Source organism: Patiriisocius marinistellae (assembly GCF_009014635.1).
In the GTDB taxonomy this organism is placed as follows: Bacteria; Bacteroidota; Bacteroidia; order Flavobacteriales; family Flavobacteriaceae; genus Patiriisocius; species Patiriisocius marinistellae.
Map to the genome: position 1 here is coordinate 74,640 of NZ_BKCF01000001.1, position 17,964 is coordinate 92,603.

Consider the following 17,964-nt stretch of genomic DNA (forward strand, 5'->3'; position numbering starts at 1 on the left):
CCATGAAAAGGGTATCTTTTTTATTACACCGCTGCTAGCTGTGCAACTTTTACTTTAAAAATTTAATCTTGTTACGCTTCAACGTTAATAACACGCTCAATTTGTGGCGCGTGTTTTTTAATTGTCATTTCTACGCCACTTTTTAAAGTCATTTGATTTACACTACAACCCACACAAGCACCCTGTAGTTGAACGCGTACGATTGTTCCCTCATCAACTCCCAATAATGAAATATCACCCCCATCACTTTGAAGGAAAGGGCGAATCTCATCTAGAGCAATTTCAATTTTTGATATTAATTCTTCTTGACTCATCGTATTATTTTACAGCGCTACAACCCGCCATTGTTGTTATTTTTATAGCTTCAGTAGGTGGTAAAGATTCGTTTCTACGTACTGTTTCACTCACTACATTTTTAGTGATTTCTATAAAAGCATCTTCTATAATAGTCCCAGTTTGTAAAGCTGCTGGATGACCTGCATCACCAGCTTCACGAATACTTTGAACTAAAGGAAGCCCTCCTAAGAAAGGCACATTCAAATCTTCTGCAAGGTTTTTAGCTCCTTCTTTTCCGAAGATATAATATTTATTTTCAGGAAGTTCCGCTGGTGTAAAGTAACTCATGTTTTCTATCACTCCAAGCACTGGTACATCAATACTTTCTTGTTGAAACATAGCAACACCTTTTTTAGCATCTGCAAGTGCTACTGTTTGAGGTGTACTCACAATTACAGCACCCGTAATAGGTAACGATTGCATAATACTTAAATGAATATCACCCGTTCCTGGAGGCAAATCAAGCAACATAAAATCTAGTTCTCCCCAATCTGCATCAAAAATCAACTGGTTTAACGCCTTGGCTGCCATTGGACCTCTCCAGATTACAGCTTGATCTGGTTTAGTAAAAAACCCAATAGACAATACTTTTACACCATAATTTTCAACAGGTTTCATTTTACTTTTGCCATCCACAGTAACCGAAAGTGGTCGCTCCATTGCTACATCAAACATAATAGGAATAGATGGCCCGTAAATATCTGCATCAAGAATCCCTACTTTAAATCCCATTTTTGACAATGTAATTGCCAAGTTTGCCGTTACTGTAGATTTTCCAACACCACCTTTACCAGATGCTACAGCGACAATATTTTGAATTCCTGGGATTGCCTTCCCTTTAATTAAATTGGGGTTTGCAGGTTTCTCTGATGCTTCAACTTTAATATTTACTTGTACTTTAGCATCAGCATTTACATGTTGATGTATTGCTTTTATTACATCTGTCTCAGCACGTTTTTTTATGTGCATTGCAGGTGTAGCCATTGTCAAATCTACCACAACTTCATCTGCAAACGTCATCACATTTTTTACTGCACCACTCTCCACCATGTTCTTTCCTTCACCCGCAACACTAATAGTTTCAAGGGCTTTTAGTATATCTTCTTTAATTAATTTCATGAATTGAATTACATTGGATTTAGAATCATTCTAAACGCAAAGATACTGCTTAGACTTTGGATTTAAAAGGCTGAGTATCGAAATGATTTATAACATTATAACTGGGATTCTAAAAATTTATTTTCAACCTAGTTATTCTTCGGAAATTCTAAGGCTGATCCTTATTCTATTGTTTGAAACAAATGTTTATAATCTATTTAGAAAAGAATATTATTAAGATAGGGATTACAAAAAACTAAAATTTAAACTGATATTTTTTATTGTCTAAATATTTAAATCAAAAGCCACATTTCCGAAGCTTTTAAAATTTCAGAAATAAAAACTAAAGAAGTTCTTTTGCTGGGTCCCAAAATAAAATTTCTAGGTTTTGAATTTTGTTATTGACAACCAAAATACCTTCAGATTCTAATAATTGTTGCATCAAATTTGTACCATCAAAATGATGTTTTCCAGTAAGTAACCCTTGTTTATTGACCACTCTATGTGCGGGAACGTTTTCATTTAATTTACTCGCATTCATTGCCCAACCTACCATGCGAGCACTTCCTGCTGCACCTAAATATTTAGCTATTGCACCGTAGCTAGTTACTCTTCCATGGGGGATTTGCTGTGCTACTTTGTAGACCTTTTCAAAAAAACCATCGTTTGACATTATACGATAGAATTTAAAATTTTTACTGCAGTAACGATAGCTATAACAGCAGTTATTGCGCCTATTACATAATTCATATTTATGGTATTCTTCTTCTGGATTTTTTTTGGTTTTAGTTTAAAAAACTGTATATAAATCATAAGCATTGCAAAGGTCCCTAGACCAGATGCTACTACCGCTATCCACAAATCTAATTGCTCAAAGCTAAACCAACCAAAAGCTGAAAATGTAATACTTATGTACACCCAATATGGTAAGGGCAGTAAATTAAGTGCCGCAATGAACATCCCTTTGAAAAACCTATTTGTTTTAGATTTCTTTATTTCGGCACGGGTTTCTCTTCTTGTATCTTTTGCAATAAAAAAGAAAAAAATAGTTAGACAGATAAAAATACCTAATGCAACTTTTTGTAATGCATCAATTATATCTGGGTTTTTATCTAAATAGCGAGCAAGAACAAGCGCTACAAAAGTTTGAATCATTACGGTAACGCAAACACCCACAGAAAATAAAGTTGCTACCTTGCGCCCCTCTTTCATGCTAATCTTTGCTGCAGACATATTAAGTAACCCTGGTGGTATCACTCCTATAAAGGAAGCTAAAAAACCAATAATAAAATTTGTAACTAGGGTCATAAAATAGCATTACATGGTGAAGATACTTAAATTTTAGGAACGAAACTTAAATCTAATATATGTGATTTTCTTTCCTACTTCTAAGTATTGACTTTCGTAATAGGTTTGAATTCCCGTGACTTGAGCAGGTGCTTCATCTCCTATTCCATATACATCGTGGTGTGCAAATTCAATCTTTTCTTTTAAGCCATGTAACAAACCAAGTGTATAACCGTGCATAAATTCGCTATCTGTTTTTAAATGCACGACACCGTCTTTTTTTAAAATTTTCTTATATTTTTTTAAAAAGTCTTCGTTTGTTAATCGATGCTTTGTTCGTTTAAACTTAATTTGAGGATCTGGAAAGGTTATCCAAATTTCATCAACTTCATTTTCTGCAAAAAGATTGTCAATAAGTTCAATCTGGGTTCTTAAAAAGCCCACATTAGTCATATTTTCTTCGAGTGCTGTTTTTGCGCCTCTCCAAAAGCGAGCTCCTTTTATATCAACTCCAAGAAAATTTTTGTCTGATGACTGCTTTGCAAGCCCCACGGAGTATTCTCCTTTACCACAACCCAATTCTAAAACAATGGGATTGTCATTTTTAAAGAAATTTTTATTCCAATTCCCTTTCAAATTTAGTCCGTCATTAACGGCTTCTTCTCTAGTAGGTTGAACCACATTTGAAAAATTATCGTTTTCTCTAAATCGCTTAAGTTTGTTTTTGCTACCCAAAATTTAATTTTTTGGTAAAATTAAGGAAATATAGCGCAGTTACAATTATTAGTACTTTTGATTTATGATGCAACGCAAAACAATTTTAGTCGCTCCCTTAAATTGGGGTCTTGGTCACGCTACGCGATGCATTCCCATTATTAACGAACTTATCATTCACGGTTTTAAGGTTATTGTTGCTGGAGATGGGGCAGCACTATTGTTATTGCAAAAGGAATTTCCGAAGTTAGAACACATTGAGCTTCCTTCTTATAACATTACGTATCCTAGGAAGGGTAATAAATTTAGATGGAATTTATTATTAAAAGTTCCGCATATTTTAAAAACTATTGCTGCTGAAAAAAGGCGAGTGTCAAAAATTGTTGAGGAGTATAATATTAAAGGTATTATAAGCGACAATCGCTGGGGAGTTATTAGTAAAAAAGTACCTTCTGTTTTTGTAACACACCAGTTACATGTTTTAAGTGGTAGTACTACATCAATTACGAGCAAATTACATCAAAATATTATTAGAAAATTTACGGAGTGTTGGATTCCAGATTTTAAGGGGCCAAGAAACTTAAGTGGGAAATTGGGGCATATTAATGATCTAGATTTTCCTGTTAAATATATTGGTACGCTTAGTAGATTAAGACAAGAAGAAATCACCAAAAATTATGATATTCTTATTTTACTTTCAGGTCCAGAACCTCAACGAACGATGCTAGAAAAACGTTTATTAGCGGAATTTAAAGATGATGCACGAAATATTTTATTAGTGAGAGGTGTTGTCGAAAATGAAGAAACTGTTAGTTATTTTGGGAATATAAAAATCATCAATTATTTAAAGACTGATGCATTAAGCCAAGCTATTAACGAAAGCGAATTAGTTGTGGCGCGCTCAGGCTATACAACAATTATGGACCTTGCCGCACTTGAAAAAAAGTGTTTCTTCATCCCAACACCAGGGCAATATGAACAAAAATATTTAGCAAAAAGATTAAAAGAAAAAGGTATTGTTGCCTCATGTAAGCAAAGAAGTTTTACAAAGAAAAAACTTTTAAGTGTTACCTTATATTCTGGGCTCTCAAAAGAGAAGCATACTCAGGACTATGGAAAACTATTTAGCCTTTTCCATAGTAAATGAAAACTCTGAACCTACGCCATACTGACTCTCAACATAAATTTTTTCACTGTGAGCTTCTAAAATATGTTTAACAATAGATAAACCAAGACCACTCCCACCTTCTTTTCTAGAACCACTTTTATCAACTCTATAAAAACGCTCAAACACTCTATTTATATGTTGAGCTTCAATACCTTCTCCATTATCGGTGACTCTAACAATTACTTTATTTTTAATGAGGTCTTCTACACTTACCTCAATGCTACCATTATTTTTTCCATACTTAATAGAGTTTACTATTAGATTTGTAACTACTTGCTGTATCCTTTCTTGATCTGCATAAACCTCTATTGGGCCAGTACTTTTGTAATCAATATCAAAAATTAAATTTATTTTTTTCTTGGCAGCTTTCATCTCTAAAAGGTCAAATACATTTTGAATAAGCTTAATGATATTAAAGCGCTCTTTTTGCAATTGTAAACCACCAACCTCAAGTTTCGAAATCATATCCAAATCTTTGACGATGTAAATAAGCCGTTCAACCCCTTTATTTGCTCTTTTAAGGTATTTTTTTCTAACAGACTTGTCTTTCATTGCGCCATCTAGCAATGTTAAAATGTATCCTTGAACTGTAAATAGAGGTGTTTTTAATTCGTGTGAAACGTTTCCTATAAATTCTTTCCTATAGTTTTCACGAATTTTAAGTGTTTCGATCTCAAGTTTTTTGTTTTCAGCAAAACGCCCTATTTGTTTTGTAAGCGTTTTCATATCTGTAGAAACTTGTTGTTGACTTAATGAAGAAGCATCTAGCAATGTAACTTCATCATATATTTCTTTAATTCTACGATAGATTAACTTCTCTATTCTTAGCTGAATCATTAAAAAGCATGTTATAAAACATACAATAAAATTTAAAATTAAATAAGTGACATTTATTGCACCTTGAAAATAAAAAAAACTACCAAGAATAATTGTTAAAATAATTGATATGTAGCCAGCTGAAAAACCCGCAAAACGATATGATTTTTCTAATTTTTTAGACATTAAACTACAAATTTATAACCCACACCTTTAATTGTTTTAAATTTTTTATCTCCAATTTTCTCTCTTAATTTTCTAATGTGCACATCAATCGTTCTTCCTCCTACAATTACTTCATTTCCCCAAACCCTGTCAAGTATATCTTCTCTTGTAAATACTTTACCAGGTTTTGAAGCTAATAATGAAAGCAACTCAAATTCTTTTCTAGGCAATATCATTTCCTCTTTACCTACAACAATCTTATACTCCTCTCTATTTATTGTAATATTACCAAGCTTTATATTTTGAACCGCAGCATCTACTTCCTTAAATCTACGAAGCAAAGACTTTACTTTGCTTATTAGTACTTTTGGTTTTATAGGTTTTGTAATATAATCATCTGCTCCAGCTTCAAAACCAGCGACTTGTGAATAATCCTCATCTCTTGCAGTTAAGAATGTAATAACAGTCTCAGATAATTCTGGAATTTCACGAAGTTTTTCACAAGCTTCCATTCCATCCATTTCTGGCATCATTACATCTAGCACTATTAACTTTGGTTTATGTTTTAAAGCCATTGCTATGGCTTCAACTCCATTTTTTGCCGTTACTACTTGATAGCCTTCTGAGGTTAAATTATAACCAATGATTTCTAAGATATCCGGCTCATCATCTACTAGCAGAATAATAGTGTCTTTTTTTTTCATTTTTATTTAATTTTATTCAATCCTAACACATACAAAAGTAACAAACCTTCATTCATTGTGTACAGATTTTAAAGATATATACTTACTTCATACCCAATATTAAGTGATTGTTAAATTATTATTCTAACAATCTATAACTATAACTATTATGTATCTTTGCGCAAGAAAATTTAAAATTTTATCATGAAAAAAATTACTTTACTTTTTGCTCTTTCAATAAGCGCTGTTTCTTTTGCTCAAATCGCAAAAACCAGTTTCGAAAACCCTACACTTGGCACACAGTATATGGATACTGGTGATGCTACTGTAGCGCATGATTTAGTTAACAATACAGACCAAGCCGTTGTTGACTTTACTGCTGATGCTACCGAAATAGGTTTTAATGCTCGTTACGAGCCATTTGACACACCAGATGTAGGTCTTACAGATGGAGACTTCGTAGGTGTTACAGATTTTGCCCCTGGTGTAGACTTTCCCTATACAGATGGTACACAAGGATATCAAATTAGTGATGCTGATGGAAACTTTATTCTTGAATTTGATACAGTAGATTTAACCGGAGCTACAACTCCTGGTTTAACGATGGATTATTTTCTTGCTGAAACTGGATATGAAGGTGACGGCACTGTAAATGAATCTTCTTCAGACAGATTACGTATTTACGTAAAAGATTTAACAAACAATACTGAAATTGACATTCTTAATACTACAGGTAATGATATTAATGATTTAGGTATAGAAGGTGCTTGGAATAATGGAGTAGCTGCTTTATTACCTAACACAATGGTACAACTTGTAATCGAAGCAAGAATGAATGCTGGAGCAGAAGCTTTCTTTTTTGACAACATTGTATTTGACGGTACATTAGGTATTAACAACGTTGCTGCAGATACTTTTTCTATATTCCCTAACCCTGCAACTTCAGGAGTTTTAAACATAACTTCTAAAAATACAGGAGTACTTAACGTTGCTATTTTTGACGTATTAGGAAAGAAAGTTCTTAACGGAAATGTAACTAATAAAACAATGAATATCAGCTCATTAAACAGCGGTGTTTATATTGTAAAAATTACACAAGATAACGTAACTGCTACAAAAAAATTAATTGTTAAATAGTCAATTTAATTTTTGAACATACTCAAAAAAGGCTCCCATACGGGAGCCTTTTTTTGTCATTAACAAAAATTTCTATTCTAATAAAGCAGTCCCTATTGAGCCTGTTGCTGTTGACCAAGTAGCAGATGTAGCTTCCTCACATATATTATCATAATAAACATTTCCAGCTCCTTTACTAAAACTAAAATTCCAATTAACTGTTATCGCACCAAATTGTGAAGTTTGATCAGGTATTGTAAACTCATGAATTGGTACCTCATAAACAAACGGCGGAAAAGGAATGGGAATACTCAGCGTTTCATCATTTGTAAAAAATGGTAATCTTTCACCAAGAGGAAGTGAAAATCCTTCATCAGGTGAACACCCTGGGTAATCTGCTGGGTCAAAAAGTTCTATATTAGTGTCCATATACGTACCCCCACCATTTTTCATAACCACTAAACTTGAAAGTTCGTTTACTACAATCTCAAAATTTCCAATAGGGGTACCTAACGGTAAAATGGTAGATGAATTACTTATCAAATCCCAAGTGCCAAAATGATTAGCATTGTTACTATCTTGATATGAACCCATTCTAACTTCAACCATGCTTGCTGAATTTTCTTTTAAAACTCTAGCATCACCTGCAATACCAGCAATAGTTAAATTTCTTATAATGGGATTTTGTGGCTCATTTACATCAATTGTAAAACTACTGTTTCTGTTTTTTAAAGTATAAACATTAATATCTTTAGCAACTTGATTTTGTAAAACAAAGCCCATACTTCTACCGTTAACCAATTGTAATATTGCATTATAATTACCATCATTTCCTAAATTAATAGTCAACTCACCGTGGTAAGAAATATCCTCAGTAGCTACTACGCCGCGATAAATCCCCTTTGATTGGGTGTCATATTGCGCTGCCGCTCTTGCAGTTTCAGGTTGTACAATTGTGCTAAGGTCAATTTCTTGAATTTGATTTTCTTCAAGTGACGTATCCTGGCTGCAACCTAGCATTAACAGTGTAGCAGCAATAATAATTGGGTTTTTCATAATTAAAGGTTTAGTTAAAATGCAATATCGGAAACTGACAACTTAAAATTTTGAAAATTAGACAATACGCTTATTTATAAGATAAAAAACCGCAAAATGTTGATATACATTATTTTATAAAATTTAGAATACATATAAATACTCAGTCCTTTCAATAGCTTAAAAATTTGAAAACAATAACATTTTTAAATTCTACAAAACCAGATATTTTTATATTGCTTATTTTTGATACATATTACTTCGGAAATATTAATATGTCCATACCCTCTATTTTTGAAATTAAAAACGCAGATGATTTTGAAGCTGCCGCGCTTGAAACATTTAGACATCAATACAGCACTATCGATGTATACCAAAGGTTTTGTAATTACCTCAATATAAAATCGGAAACAGTAAAAAAAGTTTCAGAAATTCCGTTTTTGCCAATTGAATTTTTTAAATCCCACCAGCTCATTTCCGAAGTTAATACTACCGAAAAAATATTTTTAAGTAGTGGGACAACGGGTTCAATTACTAGTAAACACCATGTTGCAAATATTGCGCTTTATGAAGAAAGCTTTTTAAAAGGTTTTGAGCTTGCTTATGGTGCTATTCAACAATATACTATACTCGCTCTTTTACCGGCATATTTAGAGCGTGAAGGGTCTTCTCTCGTATATATGGTGGATACGCTAATTAAAAAAAGTAAAAATTCAAAAAGTGGTTTTTATCTCCATAATCTTACTGATCTAGCCTCAACTTTAATTGAACAAGAAAAAAAAGGAAAGAAAACAATATTACTTGGCGTTTCGTACGCGCTTTTAGATTTGATTGAAATGCAAAAATTTCAACTCAAACACACTATTGTTATGGAAACAGGTGGTATGAAAGGGCGTAGAAAAGAAATGATAAAACAAGAATTGCATAAAGTACTTACTGCTGGCTTTGGTGTTTCAAAAATACACAGTGAATATGGTATGACAGAGCTTTTATCTCAAGCATATTCAATTGGAAAAGGGATTTTTAATTGTCCGCCGTGGATGCAAATATTAACTCGTGACACGGAAGACCCACTAACTTTAATTGAAAACAAAACAGGTGGAATAAATGTAATCGACCTCGCTAATTATCATTCCTGCTCCTTTATCGCAACACAAGATTTAGGTAAAAAATTTAAGGATGGAAGTTTTGAAATTTTAGGTAGATTTGACTCAAGTGATATTAGAGGTTGTAATTTAATGGTACTGTAAATGGAATCAAAAAAGGAAGGGTTGAGCAATGGCTGTCTGTGGATTTTCCTCACGTTTATTCTCACCGTTGTAGCTTTTGGAGTAATCAAATTTGCTATTAATCTTCCTAATCTCATTACCCTATTTATTGCCATATTATTATCCCTAACACTTACTTTTAAAATACTGGGAAAACCTTCTATAAAATCTATCCTTTTTAATGTCACAATTCTCATAATTGTTTTTAGCGGACTTAATTATTTAGGCGGATTTTGGAACGAAATAATACATCAAAACGACACTGCCGTTTTTACAGAGGAAGAGTCTGTAGCGACAGATACTATTTTTGAAAATAACAACATAATTCCAGTATTTACAAGTCGTCGTAATTGGAAAGATAACTACGGAAATCCATACACTGGAAATCTTACCGTGCGTCAAAAAGATTATGACCGCCTTAAAAATCACATAGCAACTTTTCGGTATGGAAATGAACCTAATTTCTGGGGAAATCTCTACAATTATATTGATGAAAAAGATACGCCAAGTCTAGATTTAGTAATGAATACTTTTAAAGAAATCCATGCTGAAAAGAAACTTAACCAAATGGAGTTTGCAGAGATGGTAGTTAGTTGTATTCAAGACATACCGTACTCTTTTGTATTTCAAGATGACTGTTTGCCTGCAGATAACTATGAAGATGCTATTAAAGATATTCTTAAAGACTGCCCAGACTGCTGCATAGGCGATGTGCTTTACGGAGTTCAAAATCCTGTATCATTTATTAAAAATTTAAAAGGAGATTGTGACACGCGGACAATGCTTATCTATTCCATTTTAAACTATTTTAATTACGATGTTGCTATTGCTAATAGCGATTTTTATCGTCATTCTATTATTGGAATCAACATAGCCGCCACTGGAAAAAACAAAAAATATAAAGGCAAAACATATATGCTTTGGGAAACAACATCAAAGCATTTTAAAATAGGGGTACTTCCCGCAACATCTAGCGATGTAAAACACTGGAATATTGTATTAACAAGTAAATAAAAACCGTATGAACTCACAACTATTTACACTCGCACTATTAGAAATTATTCTTTCAATAATCATCGCCATAGTTATCATGTTTGCGTCTTACAAAGTGCTTATAAAGCTATTTTTTAAGGACGGAAACCTAAATGGGGAAAATCTAGCCTTTACAATTTTCACTTCTGGAATTGTATTGTCAATTGGTTTAATACTTTCTGAAATTTTACCATCAATCACTAACGTAATACGTATAGCAATGGCAGATAGCGAAGCCATTGATGTTGTTGAAATACTCACCTATTCTGGGCTCTATCTCTTCATAGGTTTTCTAGCAGCAGCACTTATAAATGGAGCTGTATTTTTACTTTTTTCTCTTTTCACAAAAGGCATCAATGAGTTTAAAGAAATACAGCAAAACAATACATCTGTTGCAATTCTAGTAGTAGCGATTATGATTAGTATTACATTGATTGTTAAAGACAGCATCGCATTACTTATCAGTGCATTAGTGCCATATCCTACAGTCACAAATTTTATGTAAAAAAGATTTATTTTTTGTAAGCCGAAATATAATAAACCGACTATTAGTACAATTGTTATGAAAAAGGAGATGATAACTCCCATTCATAGTTGGTTGGTTAGTTAATGAAGAAAATCCCCAAGCGTTATGTTTGGGGATTTTTGATTTTGAGATTGTTATAAAGTCAATAAATTCTTTGGGTCGGGTTTATCACCTCCATCCTTGGTAACTCGTATAACAAAATAATTTTTCTTTCCTCTTTGCAATAACACAAAAGCACCGTTGATCAAATCTGTTTCGGTTATTTTGTAGCTGTCTTTTACTTTCTCTTTGTTTACCGAAATTGAGTTTTCTTTCAATGCACGCCTTGCTTCACCGTTTGATTTTAAGAATCCTGTTTTTTCGGCAAGCGCACTAATAATATCGAGTCCGTTTTTGATGTCTTCCCTTGTAACTTCAGCTTGAGGTACGCCTTCAAAGATATCAAGAAATGTTTCCGAATCTAATTTTTTCAAATCGGCAGACGTTGATTTCCCGAATAATATTTCCGAAGCCGCTACCGCCTTTTCATATTCCTCTTCATTATGGACCGTTGTGGTTACTTCTTGCGCTAGTCTTTTTTGTAACGCACGCACGTGGGGTGCTTTTTCATGAGCTGTAATAATACTCTCAATTGTTGCTTTGTCTAAGAATGTAAAAATTTTAATATACTTAGCAGCATCTTCATCACTAGTGTTCAACCAGTACTGATAAAATTTGTATGGCGAAGTCCTTTTTGGATCTAACCACACGTTACCACCCTCACTTTTACCAAATTTACTTCCGTCACTCTTTGTAATTAACGGACAAGTTAAGGCATATCCTTTTCCGCCGCCAATACGACGAATCATCTCTGTTCCCGTGGTAATATTTCCCCACTGGTCACTTCCTCCCATTTGTAGAGTACAGTCATGATTTTTATAAAGGTGTAAAAAATCATACCCCTGCACCATCTGGTAGGTAAACTCAGTAAAGGACATTCCATCAACATTCTCTCCTGTCAATCTATTCTTTACACTATCCTTCGCCATCATATAATTTACAGTAATATGTTTACCCACATCACGTATAAAATCTAAGAAAGAAAACTCCTTCATCCAGTCGTAGTTATTTACTAATACGGCTGCGTTCTTAGTTTCGGGAGCAAAATCTAAAAACTGTGATAGCTGTTTACGCACACATTCTTGATTATGACGTAAGGTTTTTTCATCAAGAAAATTACGCTCAGTTGATTTTCCAGAAGGATCACCAATCATTCCTGTGGCTCCTCCAACTAATGCATAAGGTTTGTGCCCACTGCGCTGAAAAAACGACAATATCATTATAGGTACTAAATTACCTATATGTAATGAATCTGCCGTAGGATCAAACCCTATATAGGCGCTTCGCATTTTTACTAGTAAGTGCGCTTCTGTGTCTGGCATCACGTCGTGTACCATCCCTCTCCATTGTAATTCTTCAACAAAATTTTGTAACTGCATTTCAATAAATTTTCAGCAAAATTACATTATTTTTTAGCCATTTAAAGTCTTAAAAACGTATTTTAGTCCTATGATTTTAGTTACGGGAGGCACAGGTTTAGTGGGCAGTCATTTGCTCTATTTTCTTCTTCAAGAACACAATGCAGTACGAGCAATCTATCGTGAGAGTAGCGATAGAGAAAAGTTAAAACAAATCTTTTCTTACTATTCTTCTGAAATTTCTGAAATTGAAAAAATGTACAGTCGTATTGAATGGGTAGTAGCTAACATTAATGATATCCCTGCCCTCGAAACTGCTTTTAAAGGAATAACTCGTGTCTATCATGCTGCTGCTTTTATAAGTTTTAACTCTAAAGATTTTAGAAAGCTTAAAAAAATAAATATTGAAGGGACGGCAAATATTGTCAATCAATGTTTGCTACATAAAGTTGAAAAACTTTGTTACGTTAGTACAATTGCCACACTGGGAAGTACCGTTGACAGCTCGCTTATCAATGAAAAAAGTGACTGGAATCCTGAAGCAAAAAATAGTGTTTATGCAATTACAAAGTATGGCGCGGAGATGGAAGTATGGCGAGGAACTCAAGAAGGCCTAAATGCTGTAATTGTTAATCCAGGTGTAATTTTTGGCGAGGGGTTTTGGAGCACAGGCAGTGGTATAATAATGAATATAGGCTCACGCGGAATCCCAATTTACACTAGTGGCGGCGTAGGTCTTGTCGATGTACGAGACGTGGTAAGCGTAATGATAAAATTAACGCAAAGCGAAATTAAAAATGAACGTTATATCCTAGTCTCAAAAAATATTTTTTATAAAGATTTAATGACAACACTCGCATTAGCTTTTAATAAAAAACCACCACGAAAATCCATCCAAAAATGGAAGCTAATGATGGTTAGTAATGTTGATTGGTTTTTTAATTTGATTTTTAGAACAAAACGAAAGTTATTAAAGGCTACCGTACACTCACTTTATGACACATCATTTTATGATAGTTCAAAAGTTAAAAATGAGCTTGTTCTAAATTTTATTCCTTTTGAAGACACGCTAAGTCGCGTCACAGAAAGCTATAAAATTGAATCTTGAGAAACTACACTATCGTCTGTAATTCCTGTTTCGGAGGTCTTTAGCTTAGCATTTTCAGCATCTAATAATATTTCAAGACTATCTCTTGAAACAGCAGGCATTTCAACAGCCATACTATCTATCTTTGCTTTGTAAATACTATCTAATCTTTTTAATTCTTCTTTTCCCTCTTTAAAGATTTCATAAAGACTGTCTCTTTTTGTTTTTTCAGTAATAAGCTTTTGCTCTACTTTTGTAATCAAATCATTGTAAGTATTTAAGTTATTTGTGTAGTAAGCATTACTCTTAGCAAATTGCAGACTATCAATTTTATGAGTTGCATAAATAATTGAGTCTAAATAAATCCCTTCTTTTCTAATCTTTCTAATATCAATACTTCTGGCGGCATTCATTAAATATGCATCCGTCAACACAGCTACCATTTGCGTTTCAGAAATTAAGTTTTCTGGAGCTTCAGGACGTTTAACATCTTGGCAAGATGCTAATAGCAACAATAGTATAACGGTGACATATTTCATAAATTTTGGAAAATTTTATCTATTAAACGTAAGTCTTTCCCCAACAGAATGTTCTGTTAAAACACCATTATCATATACTAAATTACCATTAACAAACGTATGTGTAATTCTAGACCTAAATGTACTTCCCTCAAAAGGAGACCACTCACATTTATAGGCAGTATTCTCTTTTGTAACAGTCCAAGGAGCGTTAGGGTTTATCAAAACTAAATCTGCTTTGTAACCCTTTCTAATATAACCACGGTCTTTAATCTCAAACAAGATGGCTGGATTATGCGCCATTTTCTGCACTAATTTTTCAACGGTCACAAAGCCTTTATGGTGCATTTCAAATAATGCCTCTACAGCATGTTGCACTAGAGGTCCTCCGCTAGGTGCTTTTGTATATATATTATTTTTTTCTTCAATAGTGTGAGGTGCGTGGTCTGTTGCTATAACGTCAATACGATCATCGTTAAGTGCTTTCCATAAACCTTTTTTATCAGCCGCTGTTTTTACTGCGGGATTCCATTTTATCTTTGTGCCTTTTACTGCATAGTCTTCATCAGTAAACCATAAATGGTGTACACAAACCTCGGCTGTAATTTTTTTATCTTTTAAGGGTATTTTATTACTAAAAAGTGCTGTTTCCTTTGCTGTTGACAAATGAAAAACGTGTAATCTTGCACCCGTTTTCTTTGCTAATTCAATAGCTCTTGAGGAAGAAATATAGCATGCTTCTTCACTACGTATATTAGGATGTTCACTAATAGGAATATCTTCTCCATATTTTGCGAGTGCTTTCTCCATATTAGCTTTGATAGTTGCTTCATCCTCACAATGTGCAGAAATCAACAAATCTGTCTTACTAAAAATACTCTCAAGAGTGTTCAAATCATCCACGAGCATATCTCCAGTCGATGATCCTAAAAACAATTTAAGTCCAGCTACTTTTGTTTTATCTATTTTAAGAATTTCATTTAAGTTAGTGTTTGTTCCACCAAACATGAATGAATAATTTACAAAGCTATCTTTTGAAGCAGTAGTGAATTTCTCCTCTAGTAATTCAACAGTTGTAGCTTGAGGAACTGTATTTGGCATTTCTATAAAAGTTGTAATTCCTCCAGCAGCAGCAGCACGTGACTCTGTAAATATAGTAGCTTTATGAGTTAAACCAGGCTCTCTAAAATGCACTTGATCGTCAATCATTCCCGGGATTAAATAACTATCATCTGCGTCTATAACCTTTGTTTCTGCAGATTTTACACTAATGCTCTCTGAAATTTCGGCAATACGGTCACCTTCTATTAAGACGTCACCCTTAAATATCTTGCCTTCGTTAACAATGTTTGCGTTTTTTATTAAATAATTACTCATTAGATTTCTAAGCGATTAAAGCTATTTTTTAATTTCATTCTTAAAACCCCAAAAATGGCTTCGGAAATTATTCCTGAACTCATTTTTGATTCTCCCTTTGTCCTATCTGTAAAAACGACAGGAACTTCTCTTATTTTAAATTTACTTAAGTAAGCTTTATATTTCATTTCAATCTGAAATGCATACCCAACAAATTTTATTTTATCTAAATTAATTTTTGATAACACCTCATTTCGGTAACAAATAAAACCCGCAGTGGTATCATATATATCCATTCCTGTTACAAATTGAACGTATTTTGATGCTCCCCAAGACATTAACACCCTACTCATAGGCCAGTTTACAACATTCACACCTGTGACATAACGGGATCCAATTGCAACATCAAATCCATCTTTATCACAAGCATTATATAACCTTATGAGATCATTAGGGTTATGAGAGAAGTCTGCATCCATCTCAAATATGTATGCATATTCTTTTTCAAGGGCCCATTTAAAGCCTGCAATATATGCTGTCCCTAATCCAAGTTTTCCCTTTCGCTCTAATATGAAGAGTTTATCTGGGAATACTAACTGCAAATTTTTTACTAAATCTGCAGTTCCATCAGGCGAATTATCATCAACAACTAGGATATCAAAACTACGCTGCAATGAAAATACATTGCGAATGAGTCGCTCTATGTTTTCAATTTCATTGTAGGTAGGTATGACCACCAAGGCATTTGGCATCCGATTTCTTTTTTGGCAAATGTACCCATTTTGAACAAGATTGTAATTGCAAAAATGTGTTAAGGTTACTTTTTAGAGGTTGTTAATTGCAGTACCTTTATCAACAAAAAATTACGTGGAGTACGCAGACAGACTTATAACTTCAGATAACTGGATTACACTAGTAATTATGAGTTGTATTGCACTATATACATTTGCTAAATACTTATACCCTAATCGATTTCAAGAATTTATAAGATTACCACTTTCAAATAAATATTTTTTAGTACATGGAAAGGTGGATACAATTATCCACCCTTTTAATATTATTTTGTTCGTTGCTCAGTTACTTAGTGTTTCATTAGTTATTTATTTTTTTTTATTATGGCAAATTCCTGAAAAGGTAATAGTGAACAAATGGATTTATGTACAAATTTGCACCTTATATTCTGTTTTTGTTTTCGTAAAATTTGCAATTGAAAAAATTATAGGAAACATACTTAACCTTGAATCACTCATAAACAGTTATTTATATCAAAAATTAAGTTATAGAAATATTTTAGGCCTTTTGTTTTTCTTTATCGCTGTTATTTCGGCTTATTTCACTCCTCTAAATGGAATTTCATTCACGATATTTTTTGTACTTATCCTTGTTCTTAACGGCATTGCTCTGTTTTCCAGCTACAAAACGCATGGAAAAATTATTTTAACAAATTTCTTCTATTTTATTTTATATCTTTGCGCGCTTGAAATTTCCCCCTACATTATTCTATATAAGGTAATAACGTAGTTTAAGTTTTAACAAAAAAAAAGGCTTATGAAAGTGAAAACTATTTTAGTTTCTCAACCTGAACCAAAGGTTGAAAACTCTCCCTATTTTGATTTGATTGACAGACAAAAGGTGAAGATAGACTTTGTTCCTTTTATTCATGTTGAAGGAGTAGATGGCAAGGAAGTAAGAGCGCAAAAAATTGATCTTAAAGATTTTACAGCAATTATTTTGACAAGCCGTAATTCTGTAGACCACTTTTTTAGGATTGCTGACGAATTACGATTTAAAGTACCAGACTCTATGAAATACTTTTGTCAAAGTGAGGCTGTTGCTTATTATTTGCAAAAATATGTGGTGTACAGAAAGCGTAAGATTTATGTAGGTAAGAGAACATTTACAGAGCTTTCACCTCTTATTAAAAAATATAAAACTGAAAAGTTTTTACTTCCTGCTAGTGACAAATTAAAACCAGAAGTACCTAAGGTTCTTAATGACTTAAAAGTAAGCTGGACAGAATCTGTTTTTTATCGTACCGTTGTAAGCGACTTAAGTGGATTAAGAAATGTTTACTACGACATACTGGTTTTCTTTAGCCCTAGTGGAATAGAATCTCTTTTTGAAAACTTTCCAGATTTTGAACAAAATGACACACGTATTGCTGTATTTGGTAACACTACAGTAAAAGCTGCTACCGAAAAAGGATTACGTGTTGACATACAAGCTCCAACGCCAGAGATGCCATCTATGACAATGGCTCTAGAAAAGTATATTAAGGAGATGAACAAGAAATAATTTAAAT

20 protein-coding genes are annotated in these 17,964 nt (G+C 33.3%); 8 read left to right on the forward strand and 12 right to left on the reverse strand.

Annotated elements, in window-relative coordinates; all coding sequences use genetic code 11:
• Positions 1 to 71 precede the first annotated feature (71 nt).
• The 5 genes from GB234_RS00335 to trmB form a co-directional block, all read right to left on the reverse strand.
• Positions 72 to 314 carry a NifU family protein gene (locus GB234_RS00335; protein WP_151892518.1) on the reverse strand — a complete coding sequence of 81 codons (243 nt, stop codon included), beginning with the start codon at positions 312 to 314 and terminating at the stop codon, positions 72 to 74.
• 4 nt (positions 315 to 318) lie between these two features.
• Positions 319 to 1,455, reverse strand: coding sequence for an Mrp/NBP35 family ATP-binding protein (locus tag GB234_RS00340; protein WP_151892519.1), 1,137 nt, complete (start codon positions 1,453 to 1,455; stop codon positions 319 to 321).
• A gap of 322 nt (positions 1,456 to 1,777) precedes the next feature.
• Positions 1,778 to 2,107 carry an MGMT family protein gene (locus tag GB234_RS00345; protein WP_151892520.1) on the reverse strand — a complete coding sequence of 110 codons (330 nt, stop codon included), beginning with the start codon at positions 2,105 to 2,107 and terminating at the stop codon, positions 1,778 to 1,780.
• The gene (locus GB234_RS00350; protein WP_151892521.1) at positions 2,107 to 2,742 is read right to left on the reverse strand and encodes a LysE family transporter; all 636 of its coding nucleotides are present in this window, start codon (positions 2,740 to 2,742) and stop codon (positions 2,107 to 2,109) included. The genes GB234_RS00345 and GB234_RS00350 overlap by 1 nt, the downstream gene beginning before the upstream one ends.
• 33 nt (positions 2,743 to 2,775) lie before the next feature.
• Positions 2,776 to 3,456, reverse strand: a complete 681-nt coding sequence (gene trmB / locus GB234_RS00355; RefSeq protein WP_151892522.1) for a tRNA (guanosine(46)-N7)-methyltransferase TrmB — start codon at positions 3,454 to 3,456, stop codon at positions 2,776 to 2,778.
• Positions 3,457 to 3,520: 64 nt separating this feature from the next.
• Between trmB and GB234_RS00360 the strand changes: the two genes are divergently transcribed.
• The gene (locus GB234_RS00360; RefSeq protein WP_151892523.1) at positions 3,521 to 4,582 is read left to right on the forward strand and encodes a glycosyltransferase; all 1,062 of its coding nucleotides are present in this window, start codon (positions 3,521 to 3,523) and stop codon (positions 4,580 to 4,582) included.
• Here GB234_RS00360 and GB234_RS00365 read toward each other — a convergent pair.
• Positions 4,556 to 5,605 (reverse strand): sensor histidine kinase, encoded by a 1,050-nt coding sequence (locus GB234_RS00365; protein ID WP_151892524.1) that lies wholly within the window; start codon positions 5,603 to 5,605, stop codon positions 4,556 to 4,558. The genes GB234_RS00360 and GB234_RS00365 overlap by 27 nt on opposite strands.
• The gene (locus tag GB234_RS00370; RefSeq protein WP_151892525.1) at positions 5,605 to 6,288 is read right to left on the reverse strand and encodes a response regulator transcription factor; all 684 of its coding nucleotides are present in this window, start codon (positions 6,286 to 6,288) and stop codon (positions 5,605 to 5,607) included. Before GB234_RS00370 ends, GB234_RS00365 begins: the two co-directional genes overlap by 1 nt.
• Positions 6,289 to 6,471: 183 nt before the next feature.
• Here GB234_RS00370 and GB234_RS00375 point away from each other — a divergent pair, with 183 nt between their 5' ends.
• Positions 6,472 to 7,404: a T9SS type A sorting domain-containing protein gene (locus GB234_RS00375; protein ID WP_151892526.1), complete on the forward strand. Its 933-nt coding sequence runs from the start codon at positions 6,472 to 6,474 to the stop codon at positions 7,402 to 7,404.
• A 72-nt stretch (positions 7,405 to 7,476) separates the two neighbouring features.
• On the opposite strand, the gene GB234_RS00380 is transcribed toward GB234_RS00375, so the two are convergent.
• Positions 7,477 to 8,439 (reverse strand): hypothetical protein, encoded by a 963-nt coding sequence (locus GB234_RS00380; protein WP_151892527.1) that lies wholly within the window; start codon positions 8,437 to 8,439, stop codon positions 7,477 to 7,479.
• Positions 8,440 to 8,693: 254 nt separating this feature from the next.
• On the opposite strand from GB234_RS00380, the gene GB234_RS00385 reads away from it, so the two are divergent.
• From GB234_RS00385 to GB234_RS00395, 3 genes are read left to right on the forward strand one after another with little or no spacing between them, the layout of a single operon-like run.
• A complete protein-coding gene (locus tag GB234_RS00385) occupies positions 8,694 to 9,668 on the forward strand; it encodes a LuxE/PaaK family acyltransferase (RefSeq protein WP_151893717.1) in 975 nt (324 codons plus the stop codon).
• Positions 9,669 to 10,700: a hypothetical protein gene (locus GB234_RS00390; RefSeq protein WP_151892528.1), complete on the forward strand. Its 1,032-nt coding sequence runs from the start codon at positions 9,669 to 9,671 to the stop codon at positions 10,698 to 10,700.
• A gap of 7 nt (positions 10,701 to 10,707) precedes the next feature.
• Complete coding sequence (locus GB234_RS00395; RefSeq protein WP_151892529.1) at positions 10,708 to 11,223, forward strand: DUF350 domain-containing protein; 516 nt, start codon at positions 10,708 to 10,710, stop codon at positions 11,221 to 11,223.
• 155 nt (positions 11,224 to 11,378) lie between these two features.
• Here GB234_RS00395 and tyrS read toward each other — a convergent pair whose 3' ends face one another.
• Entirely contained in the window at positions 11,379 to 12,722 is a 1,344-nt protein-coding gene (gene tyrS, locus GB234_RS00400) for a tyrosine--tRNA ligase (protein ID WP_151892530.1), read from the reverse strand.
• A 70-nt stretch (positions 12,723 to 12,792) separates the two neighbouring features.
• Between tyrS and GB234_RS00405 the strand changes: the two genes are divergently transcribed.
• A complete protein-coding gene (locus GB234_RS00405; RefSeq protein WP_151892531.1) occupies positions 12,793 to 13,809 on the forward strand; it encodes an NAD-dependent epimerase/dehydratase family protein in 1,017 nt (338 codons plus the stop codon).
• On the opposite strand, the gene GB234_RS00410 is transcribed toward GB234_RS00405, so the two are convergent.
• Genes GB234_RS00410 through GB234_RS00420 form a run of 3 tightly spaced genes read right to left on the reverse strand, consistent with a single transcriptional unit; the run spans position 13,791 to position 16,414 of the window.
• Entirely contained in the window at positions 13,791 to 14,327 is a 537-nt protein-coding gene (locus GB234_RS00410; protein ID WP_151892532.1) for a DUF4296 domain-containing protein, read from the reverse strand. The two genes, GB234_RS00405 and GB234_RS00410, sit on opposite strands and share 19 nt — an antisense overlap.
• A 15-nt stretch (positions 14,328 to 14,342) precedes the next feature.
• Positions 14,343 to 15,683: a dihydroorotase gene (locus tag GB234_RS00415; protein ID WP_151892533.1), complete on the reverse strand. Its 1,341-nt coding sequence runs from the start codon at positions 15,681 to 15,683 to the stop codon at positions 14,343 to 14,345.
• On the reverse strand, positions 15,683 to 16,414 hold the full coding sequence (locus GB234_RS00420; protein WP_151892534.1) for a polyprenol monophosphomannose synthase: 732 nt from the start codon (positions 16,412 to 16,414) through the stop codon (positions 15,683 to 15,685). The genes GB234_RS00415 and GB234_RS00420 overlap by 1 nt, the downstream gene beginning before the upstream one ends.
• 115 nt (positions 16,415 to 16,529) lie before the next feature.
• Between GB234_RS00420 and GB234_RS15330 the strand changes: the two genes are divergently transcribed.
• Both GB234_RS15330 and GB234_RS00430 read left to right on the forward strand, forming a co-directional pair.
• Entirely contained in the window at positions 16,530 to 17,183 is a 654-nt protein-coding gene (locus GB234_RS15330) for a DUF4271 domain-containing protein (RefSeq protein ID WP_151892535.1), read from the forward strand.
• A gap of 27 nt (positions 17,184 to 17,210) precedes the next feature.
• The gene (locus GB234_RS00430; RefSeq protein WP_151892536.1) at positions 17,211 to 17,957 is read left to right on the forward strand and encodes a uroporphyrinogen-III synthase; all 747 of its coding nucleotides are present in this window, start codon (positions 17,211 to 17,213) and stop codon (positions 17,955 to 17,957) included.
• The last annotated feature ends 7 nt before the right edge of the window (positions 17,958 to 17,964 follow it).

What these genes read in the sequence shown, in the direction of transcription:
- GB234_RS00415 (WP_151892533.1), bottom strand. Translation starts at nt 15,683, where the DNA reads ATGAGTAATTATTTAATAAAAAACGCAAACATTGTTAACGAAGGCAAG.
- tyrS (WP_151892530.1), bottom strand. Translation starts at nt 12,722, where the DNA reads ATGCAGTTACAAAATTTTGTTGAAGAATTACAATGGAGAGGGATGGTA.
- GB234_RS00365 (WP_151892524.1), bottom strand. Translation starts at nt 5,605, where the DNA reads ATGTCTAAAAAATTAGAAAAATCATATCGTTTTGCGGGTTTTTCAGCT.
- GB234_RS00375 (WP_151892526.1), top strand. Translation starts at nt 6,472, where the DNA reads ATGAAAAAAATTACTTTACTTTTTGCTCTTTCAATAAGCGCTGTTTCT.
- GB234_RS00340 (WP_151892519.1), bottom strand. Translation starts at nt 1,455, where the DNA reads ATGAAATTAATTAAAGAAGATATACTAAAAGCCCTTGAAACTATTAGT.
- GB234_RS00420 (WP_151892534.1), bottom strand. Translation starts at nt 16,414, where the DNA reads ATGCCAAATGCCTTGGTGGTCATACCTACCTACAATGAAATTGAAAAC.
- GB234_RS00370 (WP_151892525.1), bottom strand. Translation starts at nt 6,288, where the DNA reads ATGAAAAAAAAAGACACTATTATTCTGCTAGTAGATGATGAGCCGGAT.
- GB234_RS00410 (WP_151892532.1), bottom strand. Translation starts at nt 14,327, where the DNA reads ATGAAATATGTCACCGTTATACTATTGTTGCTATTAGCATCTTGCCAA.
- GB234_RS00405 (WP_151892531.1), top strand. Translation starts at nt 12,793, where the DNA reads ATGATTTTAGTTACGGGAGGCACAGGTTTAGTGGGCAGTCATTTGCTC.
- GB234_RS00430 (WP_151892536.1), top strand. Translation starts at nt 17,211, where the DNA reads ATGAAAGTGAAAACTATTTTAGTTTCTCAACCTGAACCAAAGGTTGAA.
- GB234_RS00335 (WP_151892518.1), bottom strand. Translation starts at nt 314, where the DNA reads ATGAGTCAAGAAGAATTAATATCAAAAATTGAAATTGCTCTAGATGAG.
- GB234_RS00395 (WP_151892529.1), top strand. Translation starts at nt 10,708, where the DNA reads ATGAACTCACAACTATTTACACTCGCACTATTAGAAATTATTCTTTCA.
- GB234_RS00350 (WP_151892521.1), bottom strand. Translation starts at nt 2,742, where the DNA reads ATGACCCTAGTTACAAATTTTATTATTGGTTTTTTAGCTTCCTTTATA.
- GB234_RS00385 (WP_151893717.1), top strand. Translation starts at nt 8,694, where the DNA reads ATGTCCATACCCTCTATTTTTGAAATTAAAAACGCAGATGATTTTGAA.
- GB234_RS00390 (WP_151892528.1), top strand. Translation starts at nt 9,669, where the DNA reads ATGGAATCAAAAAAGGAAGGGTTGAGCAATGGCTGTCTGTGGATTTTC.
- GB234_RS00380 (WP_151892527.1), bottom strand. Translation starts at nt 8,439, where the DNA reads ATGAAAAACCCAATTATTATTGCTGCTACACTGTTAATGCTAGGTTGC.
- GB234_RS00345 (WP_151892520.1), bottom strand. Translation starts at nt 2,107, where the DNA reads ATGTCAAACGATGGTTTTTTTGAAAAGGTCTACAAAGTAGCACAGCAA.
- GB234_RS00360 (WP_151892523.1), top strand. Translation starts at nt 3,521, where the DNA reads ATGATGCAACGCAAAACAATTTTAGTCGCTCCCTTAAATTGGGGTCTT.